The following is a 19,773-nucleotide window of genomic DNA, read 5'->3' on the forward strand; positions in this document are numbered from 1 at the left end:
TACTCCTTCTCGAGGTCTCCATTTTTCGGACTGCCAGCTTGATCGCGACCTGCCCTGCGAGCGAACGGAAGCTTGAATTCGATGGGAAGCTTCTAGATCTGCAAGCCAAGCTCGAACACCTGCGCGGTCTGGCTCGAAGCACCTTTGCTGAAACCCGCCGTTGAAAGTGATTTCCGATTTTGGGCCCATCCGCGACCTCCGACAACGACCGGCTTTGGACCGCTGTTGACGGGGGCGGACACCCCGGGGGGCGCCCAAACCAAGCGCCGGATTATGAGTACCCCTGGAACGCAATGCTTTGAACGCCGCGCCCCATCGCTGCGACCCAAGATGGTAGGTCTTGAGGCTCGCAGCGAGAGGGTTCATGGCGCGTCGTCGTTTGGCATTGGCTGCGGGGCTGGCGCTCGCGATCAATGCGTCCTTTGCCGTGCCCGGTCTTGCCCAGAAGGGCGATCTGTCGGCGCAGAGCGCGCGCGTCACCGCGCTCCGGGGCGCCGGCAAATATTCAGAGGCGCTGCCGCTGGCGCAGGCCATGGTGGCCTCGCTCGAGAAGACCGGCAACAATCGCGACCTGGCCGCCGCGCTCAATAATCTCGCGCAGATCCACGCCGACCAGGGCCACGACGATCAGGCCGAGCCGCTCTACACGCGCGCCATCGCGCTGATGGAGAAGGGGACCGGTCAGGGCAGCGTCGAGATCGCGCCGCTCCTCAATAATCTGGCGGCGCTCTATCAGCGGCAGAGCCGCTTCACCGAGGCCGAGCCGCTGTTCAAGCGTGCGCTTGCCGTTCGCGAGCAGGGGCTGTCGCGCGAGCATCCCGACGTCGGCCAGGCCCTCAACAATCTCGCCACGCATTATGTGAAACAGCAGCGTCATGCCGACGCCGAGCCGCTGTTCCGGCGCGCGCTCGCGATCTATCAGAAGGCGGCCGGGCCCGAGCATCCCGCGGTCGCCACCGTCCTGAACAACATCGGTCAGGTCGATCGCGACCTCAACCGCGACGTGAATGCCGAGGTGCCGATCAAGCGTTCGCTCGCCATCCGCGAAAAGGTGTTGGGACCGGATCATCCCGACGTGGCGCGTTCGCTGAACAATCTCGCCGGGCTCTACGAGCACCAGCAGCGCCATGCCGAGGCCGAGCCGCTCTATCGCCGCGCCCTCTCGATCCGTGAGCGTGCGCTCGGACCCGGTCATCCCGATGTCGCGACCTCGACCAGCAATCTCGCCTATTTCCTTCAGGTGTCGGGCCGGACCGCAGACGCTTTGCCCTTCGCGCAGAGGACGCTTGCCGGCGATCGCGCGCAGCTGCGTGTCGTGCTGCCGGTCCTGTTCGCTGCGCGGCAGCAGGCGCTGCTGGCGAGCGACAAGGCGCTTGACGACGCGCTTGGCGCTGTTCAGCGCGGCACGCAATCTTCCGCCGCCTCCGCCGTGAACAAGCTCGCGGTGCGGCTGGCCGCCGGCAGCGACCGGCTTGCCGAGTTGGTGCGCCGGGACCAGGATCTCACGGCTGAAGCCGAGGCGCTCGACAAGGCGATCATCGCCGCCGTGTCGAAGCAGTCGGCCCAGCGGGACGCCGCGGCCGAGCAGCGCAGCCGCGCGCGGATTGCAACGATAGCGAACGAGCGTGCAGGCTTGCAGAAGACGCTGGCCGTCGAATTTCCCGATTACGCCTCGCTCTCCAACCCGCTGCCATTGGCCGTGAAGGATATCCAGCCGCTGCTGTCCGCCGACGAGGCGATGGTGATCTATTCCGTCGTCGACAAGCAGAGCTATGTCATCGCGATCACGCGCGAGGGCGCCGAGTGGAAGGAGATTTCGCTCGGTGCGGACGCGATGGCACGGAAGGTGGCGGCTTTCCGCAGGGGGCTGGACGTCGGCAAGGCGCGCGATGCCTCCGGCAAGTCGGGACTGTTCGACCTCGCGTTCGCAAACGAGCTCTATGTCGCGCTGCTCGGCCCGGTCGAGGCGTTGACGAAGGACAAGCGCAACCTGTTGGTGGTGCCGTCGGCGGCCCTGACCGCGTTGCCGTTTCATCTATTGGTGACGGAGAGGCCGCAGGCTGCGATCCCGGACAGGCTCGAGGGCTATCGCGACGCTGCCTGGCTGCTCCGGCGTCAGGCCGTCTCGGTGCTGCCGTCGGTGATCAGCCTGAAATCGCTGCGTGCCTTCGCCCGCAGGGATCAAGGCACGAAGCCGATGACCGGCTTCGGCGATCCCGTCTTCAACCCCGCAGCCGAAGGACCCGCCGACCGTCGCGCTGCCGGTGGCAAGGTCGCCGCGCGCAGCATCGCGACGATCGCCTATACCGATTTCTGGCGCGGCGCCGGCGTCGACCGCGCGCGGCTGGCGCAGGCGCTGCCGCAACTGCCCGATACCGCCGATGAGCTGAACGCCGTGGCGAGGGACGTCGGCGCCACCGATGCCGACATCCATCTCGGGCGCGATGCCAGCGAAACGACGCTGAAGCGTGCAACGCTTGCTCAATACGGCATCATCTACTTCGCCACCCACGGCCTCGTTGCCGGCGACGTCAAGGGACTGGGTGAGCCCTCGCTTGCGCTGTCCATTCCCGAGCGGCCGTCGGAGTTCGACGACGGTCTTCTGACCGCGAGCGAGGTGGCCCAGCTCAAGCTCAACGCCGATTGGGTGGTGCTGTCCGCCTGCAACACCATCGCCGGCGACAAGCCAGGCGCCGAGGCGCTGTCGGGATTGGCGCGCTCGTTCTTCTACGCAGGCGCCCGCGCGCTCCTGGTCTCGCATTGGGCCGTGGATTCGGAAGCCGCCACCCGCTTGACCACATCGACGTTCGAACTGCTCAAGAACGAACCAAGGATCGGTCGTGCCCAAGCCTTGCGCCGCGCGATGTTGACCTTTGTCGATGACACCTCGTCGCCACGCAACGCCTACCCCGCGATGTGGGGGCCGTTCGCGCTGATCGGCGAAGGTGAGGTAAGATAAGAAGCTACGGCGGGATTGTGCGTCGCAATAACCTGACGTAACGCGCAAACACGCGTTTGGTTGCGCGATCATTCGTGATTTCTTGACGCATGCGCTCAAGGCAGACATGCGCGACGTTTGGCGCGGTCCTTGAATAAACCAAATCCTGCGGGATCAGCTTGGCAACGCCAGCGTTCATCATTATTAGGTCGTTCAGCCGAGGCCGAATGGCCCATTCATCACGGTGACCGCGATGGCGTCCAACCATGGTCGCGCTGAGTGTCGCGGGTTCTAGGAGGATTTTTTCGTGCAAGAGACGGGCGTGCGCAACGGTGCCTTCGGCGCCGACAAATTCGGCTTAAAGAATCTCAAGCAGGTTCACTGGAACCTCGGTGCGCCGCAACTCTATCAATACTCGCTCGCTGCGGGCGAGGCGGTGCTGTCCGCTGACGGCGCGCTCTGCGCCGACACCGGCGAGTTCACCGGGCGCAGCCCGAAGGACAAGTTCACGGTGCGTGACGCCACCACCGACAAGAAAATGTGGTGGGCCGGCAACCAGTCCATCACCGCAGAGCAGTTCGAGACGCTCTATCAGGACTTCCTCAAGCACGCCGAAGGCAAGAAGCTGTTCGCGCAGGACCTCTACGGCGGTGCCGATCCTGCCTACCGGATCAAGACGCGCGTCTTCACCGAGCTCGCCTGGCACTCGCTGTTCATCCGCACGCTGCTGATCCGTCCCGAGGCGATCGAGCTGCCGACCTTCGTGCCGGAGCTCACCATCATCGACATGCCGAGCTTCCGCGCCGATCCTAAACGTCATGGCTGCCGGTCGGAAAACGTCGTCGCGATCGATTTCGCCCGCAAGATCGTCCTGATCGGCGGGTCTTATTATGCCGGCGAGATGAAGAAGTCGGTCTTCACCACGCTGAACTATTATCTGCCCGAGCGCGGCGTGATGCCGATGCACTGCTCGGCCAATGTCGGCGCCAAGGGCGACGCGGCAATCTTCTTCGGCCTGTCGGGCACCGGCAAGACCACGCTGTCGGCCGATCCCAACCGCACGCTGATCGGCGACGACGAGCACGGCTGGGGCCCGAATGGCGTCTTCAATTTCGAGGGCGGCTGCTACGCCAAGTGCATCAAGCTCTCGCAGGAAGCCGAGCCGGAGATCTACGCGGCCTCGACGCGCTTCGGCGCGGTGCTTGAGAATTGCGTGCTCGACGAGGACACCCGCGTGGTGGATTTCGACGACGGCTCCAAGACCGAGAACACGCGCTCTGCGTATCCGCTCGAGTTCATCCCGAACGCCTCGCGCACCGGCCGCGCGCCGCAGCCGAAGAACGTGGTGATGCTCGCCGCCGACGCCTTCGGCGTACTGCCGCCGATCGCAAAGCTCACGCCGGCGCAGGCGATGTATCACTTCCTGTCCGGCTACACCGCCAAGGTCGCCGGCACCGAGCGCGGTCTCGGCAACGAGCCGCAGCCGGAATTCTCGACCTGCTTCGGCTCGCCCTTCCTGCCGCTCGATCCATCCGTCTACGGCAACATGCTGCGTGACCTCATTGCCCAGCACAATGTCGATTGCTGGCTGGTCAACACCGGATGGACCGGCGGCAAGTACGGTGTCGGCTCGCGCATGCCGATCAAGGTGACGCGCGCACTGCTCACCGCCGCGCTCGACGGCTCGCTTCGCAACGTCGAGTTCCGCACCGACAAATATTTCGGCTTCGCGGTCCCGACCGCGCTGCCCGGCGTGCCCGCCGAGATACTCAACCCGGTCAACACCTGGAAGGACAAGGACGAGTTCGACAAGACCGCCCGCGCCCTGGTCGGCATGTTCCAGAAGAACTTCGCAAAGTTCGAAGCCCAGGTCGACGCCGAGGTGCGCGCGGCCGCGCCGGACGTGAAGCTCGCGGCGGAGTGATCGCTCCGTCTTCAATGCAAAAGGGCGGCCGCGAGGCCGCCCTTTTTTCTTACCTTCTCCCACAAGAGGAATGGGTAAGAACAGCTACGCCTTGAAATACGCGATCTGCGTGCTCGTCGCGAGCAGCCGTCCGTTCGGTGACCACAGCTCGGCGTTCTGGTCACCATAGCTCTTGTGGAAGATCTTTGCGTCCGCCGTCGCCAGCACGCGCGTGATGTCTTCGCTCGCGAGCGCCTCGCTGTCGGTGTGGAAATACGTCGTGAGCGACACCGTGCCGAACGGCACCAGCGCGCGCCGGGCGTGGAAGACGCGGCCGAAAAAGGCGTCCGACATCGCCATCAGCGACAGCATGTCGAGCTTGCGCGGCGCGCGGTCGCTGATCCAGAGCTTCGAATAGGTGCCGGCAGGCTCGGATTGCTGTGGGCCGATCCGCATCTCGCCCTCGACGAAGCGGAACTCATACTGGTTGGCCCAGGACGCCGCGATCTTCGGGAACGGCAGTGTCTCTTCGAACGGCCTTGCGTCCGGGCACTTCGCCACGTTGTGCTGCCAGGACGGCCGGCGCTCGGCGAACACCGCGGTGGCGAGCGTTGCGACCTCGCCGCCGCCTTGGCTGAGCTCGACGCTCCAGTGCTGGCTGGAGCGATTGGCCTTCACCAGCCGCACGTCCAGATCGAACGGGCCCTTCGCGATTGGCGCGCAGTAATTGACGGTCAGCGCCAGCGGATCGCCGGCGCGTTGCGGATGATCGATCAGCGCGCGCAAAATCGTCGCGGCGGTGGCGCCGCCGAACGGGCCGACGAAGGCCCAGTAATCGTCGCTGGTGTGCCCCTGCCAGCTGGAGTCGCCGACAGTGACGCGCGTGACGTCGTCGAAGGGGTGCGGGAGCTTGGCGTGCATTTTCATTTCCGTCTGTCGTTCCTAGGCCATGCGACGGAACCGCGCAGCGGCCCGGAGCATCGAACCCGGAAGCTCGAGATTCCGGGTTCGGCTCTGCGAGCCGCCCCGGAATGACGGTCGTCATATCGCAGTCATTGCGTCGTTGCGCAATTACCCAAGGCGTAACGCCACTTCCACGCTGCGGAAAATCAGCCTGCGATGTCGCGCAAATTCGGCAGCTGCGGCGTGGTCGGATTGACCGGCACGTTCCAGATCTCCTCCGCGTATTCGCGGATGGTGCGGTCCGAGGAGAACCACGCCATGCGCGCGACGTTGAGGATGGAGGCGCGGGTCCATGCCGGCGAGACCAGCCAGCGCGCATCGACGCTGCGCTGCGCCTCGTAATAGGAATCGAAATCGGCGCTGACCATGTAATGGTCGAGATAGCGCAGCGCGTGCGCGATGGATTCGAAGCGGCCGGGATCGCCGGGCGAGAACTCGCCGGCGCCGATCGCATTGATGGCGCGCTGCAGCTTCGGCGAACTGCGGATCACGTCGGAGGCGTCGAGCCCCTGCTTGCGGCGGATCATCACGTCGCCGGCCTCCATGCCGAAGATCGCGATGTTCTCGGCGCCGACATGGTCGCGGATCTCGATATTGGCGCCGTCGAGCGTGCCGATGGTGATGGCGCCGTTGAGCGCCAGCTTCATGTTGCCGGTGCCGGAGGCTTCCATGCCGGCGGTCGAAATCTGCTCGGAGAGGTCGGCCGCTGGAATGATCACCTCGGCCAGGCTGACATTGTAGTCCGGCAGGAACACGACCTTGAGCTTGCCGCCGATCGCCGGATCGTTGTTGACGGCTTCCGCGACGTCGTTGATCAGCTTGATGATCAGCTTGGCGTATTTGTAGCTCGCCGCGGCCTTGCCGGCGAAGATCTTCACCCGCGGCACCCAGTTGCCGTTGGGGTCGTCCTTGATCGCCTGGTACAGCGCGACCGTCTCGATGACGTTGAGGAGCTGGCGCTTGTATTCGTGGATACGCTTGATCTGCACGTCGAACAGCGCGGTCGGGTCGACCTTGATGCCGAGCCGCTCGCCGATCAGGCGCGCCAGCGCGGTCTTGTTGTGGAGCTTGACGGCGCGGAATTTCTTCTGGAATTCGACGTCGCTGGCGCGCGCTTCGATCAGCGAGAGCTGGGTCGGGTCGTCGAGCACGGCCTCGCCGCAGGTCTCGCGCAACAGATCGGTCAGCTTCGGGTTCGCCAGCATCAGCCAGCGGCGGAAGGTGATGCCGTTGGTCTTGTTGGTGATGCGGCCGGGATAGAGATGGTTGAGGTCGTGGAAAACGGTCTCGCGCATCAGGTCCGAATGCATCCCCGAGACGCCGTTGATGCGGTGCGAGCCGACGAAGGCAAGCTGGCCCATGCGCACGCGGCGACCGCTCTTCTCGTCGATCAGCGAGACCGAGGCGCGGAAGTCGATGTCGCCGGGGCAGCGCGCCTCGGCGAGCGCCAGATGCTGCACGTTGATGCGGTAGATGATCTCCAGATGCCGCGGCAACAGCCGCTCGAACAGCTCGACCGGCCAGGTCTCCAGCGCCTCGGGCAGCAGCGTGTGGTTGGTGTAGGAGAGCGTGGCGACCGTGATCTTCCAGGCCTCGTCCCAGCGGAAATTGTGGAGGTCGACGAGGATGCGCATCAGCTCGGTGACGGCGAGGCTCGGATGGGTGTCGTTGAGCTGCACCGCGACCTTGGACGACAGGCTGCGGAGCTGGCCGTCGGAGGAAAGATGCCTTTTCACCAGATCCTGAAGCGAGGCCGACACGAAGAAATATTCCTGACGCAGCCGCAGCTCGCGGCCCGCCGGGCTCTCGTCGTTCGGATAGAGGAATTTGCAGATCGCCTCGGCGCGCGACTGCTCGGCGCTGGCGCTGACGTAGTCGCCCTTGTTGAAGGCATCCAGCTTGAGCGGATCGGGTGAGCGCGCCGACCACAGGCGGAGCGCGTTGACGTGCTGGCCGCGCCAGCCGACGATCGGCGTGTCATAGGCGATCGCCTGCACGGTCTCGGCCGGATGCCAGATCGCGCGGTCGCGGCCCTTGTCGTCGACATGCTCGACGCCGCCGCCGAAATTGATGTCGTAGATCACCTCGGGCCGCTGCAATTCCCAGGGGTTGCCGAAGCTCAGCCATTCGTCCGGATATTCCTGCTGCCAGCCCTGGTTGATGATCTGGCGGAACAGGCCGTAATCGTAGCGGATGCCGTAGCCGATCGCGGGGATCGACAGCGTCGCCATGCTCTCCATGAAGCAGGCTGCGAGCCGCCCGAGGCCCCCATTGCCGAGCGCGGCGTCCGGTTCGCATTTGCGCAGCTCCGGCAGCGAGACGCCGAGATCGCCGAGCGCGACCTCGAAGATCTTCAAAAGGCCCATATTGTTGAGCGCGTCGCTGAAGAGGCGTCCGATCAGGAATTCGAGCGAGAGATAATAGACGCGCTTGCGGCCTGCGTCGTAGCTGTGCTTCTCCGCGGTGAGCCAGCGATGCACGATGCGGTCGCGCAGCGTGAGCGCAGCGGCCAGATACCAATCGTGCCTGGTTGCCATGCCGGCATCCTTGCCGATGGCAAGGCGCAACTTCGCCAGGATCGCGCCCTTGATCTCAGCCAGCGCGAGTTCGTCGATGGGCTGCGTGGAGGCGGGAAAACTGGGCTGGAACGATTGATCTTGCAAAGCCGTCACTTCCTGGTCGAAAGAACACTACTCACCCTACGCGTCCTGCCCCTGCACCGGAATCGTCACCGGCGCGGCCGTGCACTGCGCTGGCGTCAATTTATGCAAGTAATGGGCCGCTTTGGGAACCCGGACGAGCACGGAGAAACCGGGATTCGGTGATAGATTGCGGATCAATTCAGCCATCAGTGTGGAGGAACATCCTCATGAGACTGCTGATCGAAATCGCCGCGGCGGCCCTGCTCGTCGTCTGCATCAGCGCCTCCAGTGCCGCGTTTGCCGCCGGCAAGCCCGGGCGCAGCGCCGACGGCCTGAGCTGCGGCTTCACGGTCCCGCAGAATGCGTCGCCAGCGGCCCGCTGCGCCGCCATCAAGCGCCAATGCGGCGGCAAGTTTCATGCGAGTGCGTGCGGCGACAGGCTGATGTCCGCGGCGAATTGAGCGGCGGTGGCCATCTCGCGGCGCAAGCCGGCTTCAGGCCGCCTTCAAGCCGCCTTGGCCTGCACCGCATCGCAAAACTCGGCGAGACGACCCGCAAGCCGCAGCGTTGCCGGGCTCGCGTCCGGCGAAGCCATCAGCGCGACCTCGGTCTTGTCGATCGGCGCAAAACCGTCCTTCGCCGTCAGCACGCGGTGGTCGGACTGGATCGACATCTCCGAGAGGATGCTGAGGCCCATGCCGGCGGCCACCGCGGCCTGGATGCCGGAGAGGCTCGATGAGGAATAGGCCATGTGCCAGGCGCGGCCGGCGCTTTCCAGCGCGTGAATGGCGCCGGCACGGTAGAGACAGCCGGTCGGAAAGCCGATCAGCGGCACGGACGCCGCGTGGACATCGACCGGATGGTTCTTGCTGGTGACCCAGTGCACCCGCTCCGGCCACACCGCGATGGCGCCGTTCTCGCCGGCCGCACGCTTGAACAGCGCGAGGTCGAGCTCGCCGCGCTCGAGATCGCGCGCAAGGTGCTTGCTCTGGTCGGCGCGCACGTCGAGCCGCAGGCCCGGATGCGAGCGCGAGAACGCGCCCAGCAATTTGGTCAGCCGGTATGCCGCGAAATCCTCGGGAATTCCGAGCCGGATCGCGCCTTCGCCATCAGGCTGGCGCAGCACGTCGCGCGCCTCCTCGGCCAGAGAGAGCAGCCGTCGCGCATAAGAGAGCAGCCGCTCGCCGGCCTCGGTCGGGCGCACGTTCTTGCCGTCGCGATGCAGCAGCACCTGGCCGACGTCTTCCTCCAGCCGCTTGATCTGCTGGCTCACGGTCGATTGCGTGCGATGGACGCGCTCGCCGGCGCGGGTGAAGCCGCCGGCCTCCACCACCGAGACGAAGCTGCGCAGCAGCTCGAGATCGAGCATGGCCGCCTCCATTCGAAATGCCACTGGATCTGAGTTAATCATTTAATTTCCAAATGACAAGCGGCCTCCCTAGATCGAGGTTTCAGGAGAATGCCCGCATGTCGCTCGCCCCCTCGATGTCGGTTCCCGGCCGCCGTTTCAACACGCTGCCGCTTGCCATCGGACTGTTCTGCCTGCTCTGGAGCTACGCCTTCGTCGCCGGCAAGATCGGTGTCACCCATTGTCCGCCGCTGATCCTGCTCGCCGGGCGCTTCTCGCTCGCGGGCATCTTGATCCTGGGCGCCACGCTGCTCCGCGGCGAGACCTGGTCGCTATCCTGGCGCGACGCGGCGATCTTCGCCGTGCTCGGCATCGCAAACAACGCGCTCTATCTCGGCCTCGGCTACACGGGCCTGCAATCCGTCTCCGCCGGCCTCGGCGGCCTGATCGTGTCGGCCAATCCGGTCTTCACCGCGGCGCTGGCGGCCTTGCTGCTTGGCGAAAGCATGACCTGGCGCAAGGCAAGCGGATTGCTGCTCGGCATCATCGGCGTGACCGCGATCGTCTGGCATCGCCTGTCGGTGGGCACGGATTCCCTGCACGGCATCGCCTTCACGCTGGCTTCGCTGGCCTCGCTCGTCGCCGGCACGATCCTGTTCAAGCTGCTCGCGCCGAAGGGCTCCCTGTGGATCGGCAACGGCGTGCAAAAACTCGCTGCCGGCGTCGTGTTGACGCCGGTCGCGCTGACCTTCGCCGACATTCACGCGATCGATGTCACGCCGGGCCTGATCGGCGCCTTTGCATTCCTCGTGCTGGGCGGCTCGATCCTGGCCTACTGGCTCTGGTTTCATCTGCTGAAAGTGTGCGGCGCCACCGCCGCCAGCGCCTATCATTTCCTGATGCCGCCGCTCGGCATGCTGTTCGCGTATCTCGTGCTCGGCGAGCACGTCGAGGCCCGCGACCTCCTCGGCATCATCCCGGTCGCGCTCGGCATCTATCTCGTGACGCGGCCGGCGAAGGCGGTGTCGTGAGGCCCGTTTCCCCAATGTCGCCCGGCCTCAGCCGGGACGACATGCTCAATCCTTCCGAAACACAATCGAGGCCATCCAGCCCGTCATCAGCGCCATTGCCGCGGTGACGAGGCCGTAGATCAGCCCGTTATGCCTGGCGGTGGTAGCGACGAACTGCTCGAAGCCGACCTTGACGATCTCGAACGCGGTCTCGGTCTTGCCGATGAACGCGCCGTTCGCAAACAGCTTGATCTCCACCTCATACGTTCCGATCGGCACCTCCGCCGGCAATGGAATGCCGGTGCGGAACAGCGTCGGCGTCAGGAACGTCACCGCGCTTCCATCCTCGCGGTAGAGCCCGCGCTGGGTGCGCAGGCGGATGAAGGCCGAGCGGAACGCATCGTTCGGCACCACGTCGGCAAAGTCGCCGCTGACCCGCTGCGTCAGCAGCACGTTGTTCAGTCCGATCTGCTGCCGTCGCGCGATCTCGGGCGAGGTGATCCCGTCGAAGGGGCGGTTGGCGAACAGCGCCAGATAGCTCGGTACCTGCAGGAACTGCCGGTAGTCGGTGTTGATCCAGATCCCGAAGGTGCGCTCCTTGCGCCGCGTCACCATGTCGGCGCGCGGGCCCATCACGGTGACCACGAGATCATAAGCCGTGCGATCGGCAGGAGTCGTCGCATCCTTCTCGACCGAGCCGAACAGCACCAGCTCCTCGCCGGAATAGTTCGGGGTCACCGTGACGCGGTGGTTGGAGACCGACACGATCAGCCGCTCGGCGCGCGCGGCGCCGCAGGCCAGCAGAACGAGAAGAGCCGCCACGAGCGCGCGCGTCATCCGGTAACTCCGAGCTCACGGATGGTGAAGAGGTCCGCGGGGCGGATCACCAGCTCGATCGCGAAGCGGATTCCGACCGAGAGGATCAAGAGTCCCAGCAGTAGCCGCAGTTGCTCGCCGCGGATCTTCTGCCCGGCACGGACGCCGAACTGCGCGCCGGTGACGCCGCCGACCATCAGGATCAGCGCCAGCACGGCGTCGACGAGGTGGTTGGTCACCGCGTGCAGCATGGTCGCGAACAGCATCGTGACCAGCGTCAGGACCATCGAGGTCCCGATCACCGTCGAGGTCGGCACCCGCAAGAGATAGATCATTATCGGCACCAGGATGAAGCCGCCGCCGATGCCCATGATGGCGCCGATGAAGCCGATCATGACGCCGACGACCACGATGGGGATGACCGAGAGATAGATCTTCGAACGCTTGAACCGCATCTTCAGCGGCAGGCCGTGGATCCAGTTGTGCGTGCGCCGCGGCGGCAGCGCGCCGCGCCGGGTCCGCATCAGGGCGCGCAGGCCTTCGGAGAACATCAGGCTGCCGACGGTGGTGAGCAACACCACGTAAGAGAGCGCGATCATCAGATCGAGCTGGCCGAGCGCGCGAAGCTGCGTGAAGGTCCACACGCCGAGCGCTGTCCCGGTCACGCCGCCGCAGAGCAGAACGCTCGCCAGCGCCGGATCGATCGCCCGCCGCCGCCAATAAGACAGCGCGCCGGAAAAAGAGGAGGCCGCGATGTGGCTCGTGACGGAAGCGACCGCGACCGCCGGCGTGATGCCGATGAAGATCAGCAGCGGCGTCATCAGGAAGCCGCCGCCGATCCCGAACATGCCCGAGACGAAGCCGACCGCAGCGCCCATGGCGAGCACCAGGAAGACGTTGACCGGAAGATCGGCGATCGGAAGATAGAGCTGCATGGGACCACGCGCCGGCGAGACGGATCGACGATCGCGGAACGCCCGCGGGACGATCGGACCGATTGCCGCGCCCCTCAATAGCGGAATTTGCGGCTGGGAGGGACCGCGAATTTCGGGCGTGGTGAATGTGTTATGTGAGATCAGGTGGTTGCTCACCGCGCGCCGCGGCTTCCACCACCTCCTCCACTGTCATGCCCCGGCTTGACCGGGGCATCCAGTACGCCGCCCCCGTTGTTGTGAGAGCGAGCTTCTTAACGTCGGCCTCTGGAATACTAGGTCGCCCGGTCAAGCCGGGCGACGACAGGAGGAGAGAGCGCAGTAAGTCGCTTAATGCGCCGCCGAGGCGGAGCGCTTGGTCGCCACAGCCTTCGCGGCCGGCTTCGTGCTCGCCTGCGGCGCGCTGTCCCAGCCGCCGTTCGGGGCCGGAACGTTGACGGCATCATCCGGCTGCGGCTCGGCGCTGAAAGTCTGAATCGCGAGCTTGGCGGCGGCGAGCGATTGCGGGTCGAGGCGCTTGGCGACGTCGTCGCGCTTGCCGGACGCATCCCCATCGCCCTGCGCGGCGGCCAGGCTGAACCATTTGTAGGATTCGGCGAGGTTCTGCTCGACGCCGATGCCGCGGGCATAGAGGATGCCGAGATTGAACTGGCTGTCGGCGACACCGCGATCGGCCGCTTTCCGGAACCACTGCGCCGCGCTCTTGTAGTTGGCGCCGCGTCCGCCGCCGTCGGCGTCGAGCACGGCGAGATTGTGCATCGCCTTGGCGTTGCCGCGCTCGGCGGCCTGGGTGTAGTAGCGGCGGGCGATGTCGGCGTCCTTCTTCACCCCCAAGCCCTTTTCGTAGAGCGTGCCGAGGCGGAAGGTGGCGGGCACGACACCGGCCTGCGCCGCGCGGTCGTACCACTTGGCAGCTTCGTCGTAATTCGTCGCAACGCCCTTGCCCTCGGCAAAGCGCACGCCGATCTCGTAGGCCGCGGTCGCATCGCCCTTCATCGCAGCGGTGCGCAGGCCCGGGCCGCCGATGCCGTCAGGCAGCTTTTCGCTCGGCGGCACCTGGATATGACTGAGCTTGGCGCGGCTCGTGCCCGACAGCGCACCGGTGATGTCGCTGTTGGTCGCAGGTGCGGGCGGTGTCGTGGCTGGCGCCGTCGGAATCTCGACCGAGGCCGAGTTGGCGGCTGGAGCCGGTGCGGCGTTGTTCTGGGATTGCCGTCCGATCGGCGTCGGCGACGTCATCGATGGCGTGACCTGCTCGGGCGTGGCGGGCTTGTTCTCGATCACCGGCGGCGGCGGGGCCGGCGGAGCGGGCTGGCTCGAGGTGTTGTCCATGGCCTGAGGTGCCGGCGTCGGGCTGCCCTCCAGGAGATTCATCGCCATCTTGAAAGTGCCGAGCACGATCACCACCACGCTCGCGCCGACCAGCAGCGAGCGGATCTTCGAGGTGATGGTCGAGCCGCCGTCCTTGTCCTTGGCGCGATCTGCGCCGGCCTTCGCTCCACCCTTGGCACCGCGCGCCGGCTTTTCCGGCTGCGCTGCGGCGGCCTGGGCGGCGCGGCGGGCGGCCGCGATGAAGCTCGACGACGAGACCGGCTCTTTCGCAGCAGCGGGGATGCCGCTGATCGCGCTCTCGGAGGCGGCGATGCGTTCCGACGGCGATGCGGCGCGTCCGCCCGGCCGTGTACCCGGCTCGAGCGGATGATCCGGCGGCAATTCCGGGGCGAGCGCGGCGCGCGCGGGCGCCGTGTGCGGCTCCAGGATTTCGCTGATCGCGCGCGGCGGCAAGGGTGGTGCGACTTGCGACGCCATCGGCGCGGGCACCGGCGGCGGGGCAGGGGCCGCGGCATGGAATTCACGCGGCGCCGCGGCGAAGGCGCCTTGTGCCTGTTGCTGCGCGGCGGGATTCGGAAGCTCGGGCTTGGGATCGTATTTCGGCTGCTGCGCTTGCGGCCGCGGCTCGCGCGCGACAGGCGCGGCCTCCATGGCAGGGGCAATGGGAGCGGCCATCGCCATGGGCATGGGCTGCGGCGCAGGGGCCGGCGGCGCGGTCCGCACCGCGCGCAGATCGCCCTCGATCATCGAGAGGCGATCGACGACATGGCCGAGCGCGCTATGGACGGCGTCGAGCGAGTCCTGGGTGCTGCGGTTGGTCTCGGCCTGGTTGAAGCGGATGTCGGACAGCTCGCGCTTGACGAGATCCACCATGCCGGAATCGGCAGGCGGCACGGAGCTGCGGCTTTCCGCCAGCGCAGAGTAAGTTGCCTGCTGCCGCTCCAGGTGCCGCAAGATGTCGTGCAGCCCGTCCTCGACGCGGCTCAAATTGCCGTTGCGCGGGTCGGAGGCGGCTTCGATCCGCTCCAGCAGATACGAGACGCGCTGTTCGAGATGCGCGAAGGTCGAGGCCGAATCGTTGCCGACCTGCATGCGGTCGAAGCGGTCCGACAGAGCGCGGATCGCAGATTCGAGATGTTCGGTGCTTTCGGACGGCTGGGGCCGCTCGCGCGTTTCCAGCGCCGCGGTGAGCGCGGCGATGCGCTGCTCGAGCACCGTAAAGCTGTCGCCCTGGCCGGAGGCGCGGGTAACCTGGTCGACCTTGGACGACAGCAGCTGCACGTCTTCGGACAGGCGGGCCAGCGCTTCGTTGGACGCGACGTTGGAGACGATGCCGCGCAGCGCCGCGATCGCGCTTTCGAGCTGATGCACCGTCGAGGGATCGTCATTGGCGCGCAGGATCAGATCGAGCTTGGCGCCGAGATTGCGGATCGCCTCGTCATAGCCGGTGAGCTGCTCCGCCGGCGTCAGCGTGCGCAGCACCTGTTTGATGTCGGACAGCGCGTGCTCGATGCCCGACAGGACCTGGCCGTCGGTGCCGCTCGAACGCGTCTCGTCGATCCGCCGATGCAGCGAGCGGATCTCGTTCTCGATCGATTCGATCGCGCGCCGCGGCATCGCCTCGGTGATGGCGGTGCGGATTTCGGCGAGCTCGCTGCGGAAGGCGTTGATCGCCTGCTCGGTATTGTCGGGGCGCTGCAGCGACTCGATCTGACTCGTGATCTTGAGCAGATGACGCTCGAGCGACGAGAAATCCGGCCCCGCCTGCTGTGGCGGCGGAGCATAGGCAGGCGCGGGTGGCGCCGCCATTGGCGTCATGGGGGGCGCGAAGGCAGCCGCATGGGGCGCAATGGGGGGCGCGGCACGCGGCGGCATCTGCCTGGGCGTAAAGCCGTCGAGCTCGCTCTGCCGCGCGGTGATCTCGGCGACGGCGACGTCGAACGAAGCCGGGCTCAGGGGAGGGGAGTTGCGATAGACCTGCGCTGCCGCGCGCTCGACCGCGTCGGCCTGTCGCTGGCGCGTCTCGACGGGAGACGGCGCAGGCGAAGATGAAGGTGCCGGCCGCGGCGCCGGAGGCTGCTGCGGCTTGGAAATTTGCGACAGCCGCGCGTCGAGCCGCGAGATCGCATCGTTGAGCTGGCGCGCGACGCCCTGCTCGCGTGAGACGTCTTGCCGTGAAGGGTCTTGTCGCGAAGCGTCCTGTCTTGAAGCGTCCTGGCGCTGCGCGGGCTTGGAGATGCGTTCGATCTGCTGGGTGATCGCGTCGAGCCGCTGGTGGATGTCGGCGACTTCGCGGCTTTCCTGACTCGGTGCTGGCGGCATGTGGTGCGGACGCTGGTCATAAGGTCCGCGAAAATCTGGCGGGGCGGTCTCGCCGAGCGTGGAATTCAGCCAATCGTTGAGTGACATGCCGGCTCTGCGCGCAGCAGCTTCGGCCCTCTCCCGGACGGATGGGTCGATGCCGTCAACACTCCACGATACGCGCGAATTCATGACTCTGTCCGGTTCCGACTCCGGCGCCCACCCGACGCCTCCAGCCTTCCCACGCGTGCCAGTTGCAAACACAACCGAATTTGGCGCGGGTCGTCTGCCTCGAAAACCGACTTTTGTCCGTTACGGTAAATAACGGGTTAAGGAATGCGGCACCCCTGTCTTAAAGTTGGGCGGGGGAACCCGCGATGGATCGGCGATCTCGCCATCTCTACCGCTGTCATGCCCCGGCTTGACCGGGGCATCCAGTATGTCGCGCCTTCTCGATTCTGGCCACGCCGTATCTGGAATGCTGGATCGCCCGCCTTCGCTGCGATGGCGGTGAGGCGGCGGCGAGAGGCTCGCGCAACGTGGGCGCCCTTCAGCCCTTCTCGCGCTTGCTGTCCTCCAGCGGCACCACTGTCCCCTTGCCGCTCATTGCCGACAGCGCGGCGAGCGTCTCCTCGCAGAAGTCGGCCACCATCTGCTCGTGGCGGGCGCCCAGGCGGAGCAGCAGCAGGTTGCCGAGGTCGAGCCTTCCCTCGGCGGTGCCGTCCGGAAAGCGCTTCTTCAGGATGCGCTCGTAATTGGCGTGGCGGTCGCGATGGTGCTCCAGGCGCGCCATCAGGTCGGTGCGCAACGGCTCGATGTCGATGCTGTCGAGTGCATGGAGGCGGACCAGCAGGTCGTCCTTGGTCGAGGCTGGCGTGCTTGGTCGCGCGGCCCAGTGCCGCAGCGCTGTTCGCCCTTCCGGAGTGAGCGTATAAACCAGCTTGTTGGGCTTACCCGTCTGCACGACCTCGCGGCCCTGGATGTGGCCGCGGTCGCGCAGCTTGGAGAGCTCGCGGTAAATCTGCTGATGGTCGGCCTTCCAGAAGAAGCCGATCGAGGAATCGAATGTTTTGGCGAGCTCGTAGCCCGTCATCGGACGTTCCGTCAGGCATGCGAGGATCGCGTCGCCCAGGGCCATACCCGGCCTCCTTGTTTCAACCTCGACCATCATGCTTGACTTTATGCGCATTGGCGCATATGCGTCAATGTGCATATAGGGATACATCGGGCCGGACGAAAGATTCGACCCGAAAAGTCCAGCGAAATCAATTGCCTCGCTACTGTGCATGGGGTTGTTTTCGCGTTTTTTGTCCAGGCCTTTAGGGAGGCACCGAGAATGACCGGCCTCGATTCCTGGTACGCCTACATGAAGTCTCACGACCGCGCCGCGCTCTGGGACCTCCTGCATCCCGACGCCGTGTTCGAAAGCCCCGTCGTGCATTCGCCGCAGCGCAGGCGCGACATCACCTTCAAATACCTTTCCAGCGCCGAGAAGGTGCTCGGCGGCCCCGGCTTCACCTATGTCGGTGAATGGCACAGCGACAATGGCGCCGTGCTGGAATTCAAGAATGTCATCGACGGCATCGAGATCAACGGCGTCGATATCATCAGTTTCGATGCCGACGGACGCATCACCCATTTCAAGGTGATGGTGCGTCCGCTCAAGGCGATCAACATGCTGCACCGCCTGATGGCCGAGCAGCTTGCCGCCGCCCAATCATAAGCCCAACATCATCCCTTCAAGCCCCATGCCGGGAGACCACCATGCCGATCTACAAAGCCCCCGTCGAAGACGTGAACTTCCTGCTCAACGACGTCTTCCAGATCGACCGCTACGATAATCTCGCCGGCTTCTCCGATGCGTCGAGCGACGTGCGCGAAGCCATCCTCGGCGAAGCCGCCAAGCTCGCCGAAGAGGTCCTGCAGCCGCTCAACCGCGTCGGCGATCTCGAAGGCTGCAAGCGCGCCGACGACGGCAGCGTGACCACGCCGAAGGGCTTCAAGGAGGCGTACAAGCAGGTCGCCGAGGGCGGCTGGCTCGGCCTGTCGGCGCCGACCGAGTTCGGCGGGCAGGGGCTGCCGGTGACGCTGAGCCAGGCCGTCAACGAATTCCAGATCTCAGCCAACATGGCGTTTTCGATGTATGGCGGCCTCACCATGGGTGCGACCGCGGCGCTGATCGTTCATGGCTCGCCCGAGCAGAAGAAGACCTATGTGCCGAAGATGGTCGCGGGCGAATGGACCGGCACCATGAACCTGACCGAGCCGCATTGCGGCACCGATCTCGGCATGCTCCGTACCAAGGCGGTGCGCCAGGCCGACGGCAGCTTCAAGATCACCGGGACCAAGATCTTCATCTCCGCCGGCGAGCACGATCTCGCCGACAACATCATCCACCTCGTGCTCGCCCGCATCGAGGGCGCGCCCGCCGGCATCAAGGGCGTGTCGCTGTTCGTGGTGCCCAAGTTCCTCGTGAATCCGGATGGCTCAGTCGGTGCCCGCAACGGCGTCGTCTGCGGCTCGATCGAGCACAAGATGGGCATCCACGGCAATTCGACCTGCGTGATGAACTACGACAACGCCACCGGCTGGCTGATCGGCGAAGAGAACAAGGGCATGCAGGGCATGTTCGTGATGATGAACGAGGCGAGGCTCGGCGTCGCCGTGCAGGGCCTTGCACAGTCCGAGGTCGCCTATCAGAACGCGGTCGCCTATGCCCGCGAGCGCATCCAGGGCCGCGCGCTGACCGGCGCCAAGGCGCCGGACAAGCAGGCCGATCCGATCATCGTGCATCCCGACGTGCGCCGCACGCTGCTCTCGATCCGCGCCTTCAACGAGGCCGCGCGCGCCTTCGTGATGTGGACCGCGCTGAAGAGCGACGTCGCTCATCGCTCCGAAGATCCGAAGGACCGCCAGGCCGCCGACGACCACATGGGCCTGATGACGCCGGTGCTGAAGGGCTTCCTCACCGATTACGGCTTTGCCAATGCGGTGCAGGCACAGCAGATGTATGGCGGTCACGGCTACATCGCCGAGCAGGGCATGGAGCAGTTCGTGCGCGATGCGCGCATCGCGATGATCTACGAAGGCGCCAACGGCATCCAGGCACTCGACCTCGTCGGCCGCAAGCTGCCGCGCGACGGCGGCCGCGCCATCATGGCGTTCTTCGGCGAGGTCATGGCCTTCGCCAAGGAGAACGGCGGCGACGAGGCGCTCAAGCCCTTCATCACGCCCCTCTCGGCCTCGCTCGGCCATCTCCAGCAGGCGACGACCTGGCTGATGCAGAACGCGATGGCCAAGCCTGACAATGCCGGCGCGGCCGCAACCGATTACCTGCATCTCTTCGGCTTCGTCGCGCTCGGCTATATGTGGGCGAAGATGGCCAAGGTGACGCAGGCGAAGATTGCCGAGAGCGGGGCGACGCCCTATCTCTCGACCAAGCTGGTCACCGGCCGTTTCTTTATGGAGCGGATGCTGCCGGAGACCGCCGCCAATCTCGCGCGCATCCAGGCCGGCTGCGCCACCATCATGGAATTGCCGGCGGAAGCATTCTGAGCCTGCTTCCGCTGCCTGCTCCCAATCGTATCG

The 19,773-nt window shown here is 65.8% G+C and carries 14 protein-coding genes; 6 read left to right on the plus strand and 8 right to left on the minus strand.

The window, feature by feature from the left end; genetic code table 11:
* Positions 1-364 precede the first annotated feature (364 nt).
* A complete protein-coding gene (locus RX330_RS03750; protein ID WP_317242120.1) occupies positions 365-2,959 on the plus strand; it encodes a CHAT domain-containing tetratricopeptide repeat protein in 2,595 nt (864 codons plus the stop codon).
* Between the two features lie 286 nt (positions 2,960-3,245).
* Complete coding sequence (locus RX330_RS03755) at positions 3,246-4,862, plus strand: phosphoenolpyruvate carboxykinase (RefSeq protein WP_212079677.1); 1,617 nt, start codon at positions 3,246-3,248, stop codon at positions 4,860-4,862.
* Positions 4,863-4,946: 84 nt separating this feature from the next.
* Here RX330_RS03755 and RX330_RS03760 read toward each other — a convergent pair whose 3' ends face one another.
* The 3 genes from RX330_RS03760 to RX330_RS03770 all read right to left on the minus strand — a co-directional run bounded on the left by RX330_RS03760 (position 4,947) and on the right by RX330_RS03770 (position 8,653).
* Positions 4,947-5,762 carry an acyl-CoA thioesterase gene (locus tag RX330_RS03760; RefSeq protein ID WP_317242121.1) on the minus strand — a complete coding sequence of 272 codons (816 nt, stop codon included), beginning with the start codon at positions 5,760-5,762 and terminating at the stop codon, positions 4,947-4,949.
* Positions 5,763-5,950: 188 nt separating this feature from the next.
* Positions 5,951-8,467, minus strand: coding sequence for a glycogen/starch/alpha-glucan phosphorylase (locus tag RX330_RS03765; RefSeq protein ID WP_317242122.1), 2,517 nt, complete (start codon positions 8,465-8,467; stop codon positions 5,951-5,953).
* Positions 8,468-8,503: 36 nt separating this feature from the next.
* The gene (locus RX330_RS03770) at positions 8,504-8,653 is read right to left on the minus strand and encodes a hypothetical protein (protein ID WP_317242123.1); all 150 of its coding nucleotides are present in this window, start codon (positions 8,651-8,653) and stop codon (positions 8,504-8,506) included.
* Positions 8,654-8,673: 20 nt separating this feature from the next.
* On the opposite strand from RX330_RS03770, the gene RX330_RS03775 reads away from it, so the two are divergent.
* Positions 8,674-8,907 carry a hypothetical protein gene (locus tag RX330_RS03775; protein WP_212079680.1) on the plus strand — a complete coding sequence of 78 codons (234 nt, stop codon included), beginning with the start codon at positions 8,674-8,676 and terminating at the stop codon, positions 8,905-8,907.
* A 44-nt stretch (positions 8,908-8,951) separates the two neighbouring features.
* Here the strand turns inward: RX330_RS03775 and RX330_RS03780 are convergent, their stop codons facing one another.
* On the minus strand, positions 8,952-9,815 hold the full coding sequence (locus RX330_RS03780) for a LysR family transcriptional regulator (RefSeq protein ID WP_317242124.1): 864 nt from the start codon (positions 9,813-9,815) through the stop codon (positions 8,952-8,954).
* Between the two features lie 98 nt (positions 9,816-9,913).
* Between RX330_RS03780 and RX330_RS03785 the strand changes: the two genes are divergently transcribed.
* Positions 9,914-10,825, plus strand: coding sequence for a DMT family transporter (locus RX330_RS03785; RefSeq protein WP_317242125.1), 912 nt, complete (start codon positions 9,914-9,916; stop codon positions 10,823-10,825).
* A gap of 45 nt (positions 10,826-10,870) precedes the next feature.
* Here RX330_RS03785 and RX330_RS03790 read toward each other — a convergent pair whose 3' ends face one another.
* From RX330_RS03790 to RX330_RS03805, 4 genes are all read right to left on the minus strand, one after another.
* A complete protein-coding gene (locus tag RX330_RS03790) occupies positions 10,871-11,641 on the minus strand; it encodes a TIGR02186 family protein (RefSeq protein ID WP_317242126.1) in 771 nt (256 codons plus the stop codon).
* Positions 11,638-12,555, minus strand: a complete 918-nt coding sequence (locus tag RX330_RS03795; RefSeq protein WP_317242127.1) for a sulfite exporter TauE/SafE family protein — start codon at positions 12,553-12,555, stop codon at positions 11,638-11,640. Before RX330_RS03795 ends, RX330_RS03790 begins: the two co-directional genes overlap by 4 nt.
* Before the next feature lie 327 nt (positions 12,556-12,882).
* The gene (locus tag RX330_RS03800; protein WP_317242128.1) at positions 12,883-16,377 is read right to left on the minus strand and encodes a tetratricopeptide repeat protein; all 3,495 of its coding nucleotides are present in this window, start codon (positions 16,375-16,377) and stop codon (positions 12,883-12,885) included.
* A gap of 358 nt (positions 16,378-16,735) precedes the next feature.
* Entirely contained in the window at positions 16,736-17,323 is a 588-nt protein-coding gene (locus RX330_RS03805) for a PadR family transcriptional regulator (protein ID WP_212079687.1), read from the minus strand.
* Positions 17,324-17,521: 198 nt separating this feature from the next.
* Between RX330_RS03805 and RX330_RS03810 the strand changes: the two genes are divergently transcribed.
* On the plus strand, positions 17,522-17,908 hold the full coding sequence (locus RX330_RS03810) for a nuclear transport factor 2 family protein (protein WP_317242129.1): 387 nt from the start codon (positions 17,522-17,524) through the stop codon (positions 17,906-17,908).
* Positions 17,909-17,949: 41 nt separating this feature from the next.
* The gene (locus tag RX330_RS03815; protein WP_212079688.1) at positions 17,950-19,740 is read left to right on the plus strand and encodes an acyl-CoA dehydrogenase C-terminal domain-containing protein; all 1,791 of its coding nucleotides are present in this window, start codon (positions 17,950-17,952) and stop codon (positions 19,738-19,740) included.
* Positions 19,741-19,773 lie beyond the last annotated feature (33 nt).

Source organism: Bradyrhizobium sp. NDS-1, assembly GCF_032918005.1.
Taxonomy (GTDB): Bacteria; Pseudomonadota; Alphaproteobacteria; order Rhizobiales; family Xanthobacteraceae; genus Bradyrhizobium; species Bradyrhizobium tunisiense.

What these genes read in the sequence shown, in the direction of transcription:
- RX330_RS03750 (WP_317242120.1), top strand. Translation starts at nt 365, where the DNA reads ATGGCGCGTCGTCGTTTGGCATTGGCTGCGGGGCTGGCGCTCGCGATC.
- RX330_RS03760 (WP_317242121.1), bottom strand. Translation starts at nt 5,762, where the DNA reads ATGCACGCCAAGCTCCCGCACCCCTTCGACGACGTCACGCGCGTCACT.
- RX330_RS03770 (WP_317242123.1), bottom strand. Translation starts at nt 8,653, where the DNA reads ATGGCTGAATTGATCCGCAATCTATCACCGAATCCCGGTTTCTCCGTG.
- RX330_RS03775 (WP_212079680.1), top strand. Translation starts at nt 8,674, where the DNA reads ATGAGACTGCTGATCGAAATCGCCGCGGCGGCCCTGCTCGTCGTCTGC.
- RX330_RS03780 (WP_317242124.1), bottom strand. Translation starts at nt 9,815, where the DNA reads ATGCTCGATCTCGAGCTGCTGCGCAGCTTCGTCTCGGTGGTGGAGGCC.
- RX330_RS03785 (WP_317242125.1), top strand. Translation starts at nt 9,914, where the DNA reads ATGTCGCTCGCCCCCTCGATGTCGGTTCCCGGCCGCCGTTTCAACACG.
- RX330_RS03790 (WP_317242126.1), bottom strand. Translation starts at nt 11,641, where the DNA reads ATGACGCGCGCGCTCGTGGCGGCTCTTCTCGTTCTGCTGGCCTGCGGC.
- RX330_RS03795 (WP_317242127.1), bottom strand. Translation starts at nt 12,555, where the DNA reads ATGCAGCTCTATCTTCCGATCGCCGATCTTCCGGTCAACGTCTTCCTG.
- RX330_RS03800 (WP_317242128.1), bottom strand. Translation starts at nt 16,377, where the DNA reads ATGAATTCGCGCGTATCGTGGAGTGTTGACGGCATCGACCCATCCGTC.
- RX330_RS03805 (WP_212079687.1), bottom strand. Translation starts at nt 17,323, where the DNA reads ATGGCCCTGGGCGACGCGATCCTCGCATGCCTGACGGAACGTCCGATG.
- RX330_RS03810 (WP_317242129.1), top strand. Translation starts at nt 17,522, where the DNA reads ATGACCGGCCTCGATTCCTGGTACGCCTACATGAAGTCTCACGACCGC.
- RX330_RS03815 (WP_212079688.1), top strand. Translation starts at nt 17,950, where the DNA reads ATGCCGATCTACAAAGCCCCCGTCGAAGACGTGAACTTCCTGCTCAAC.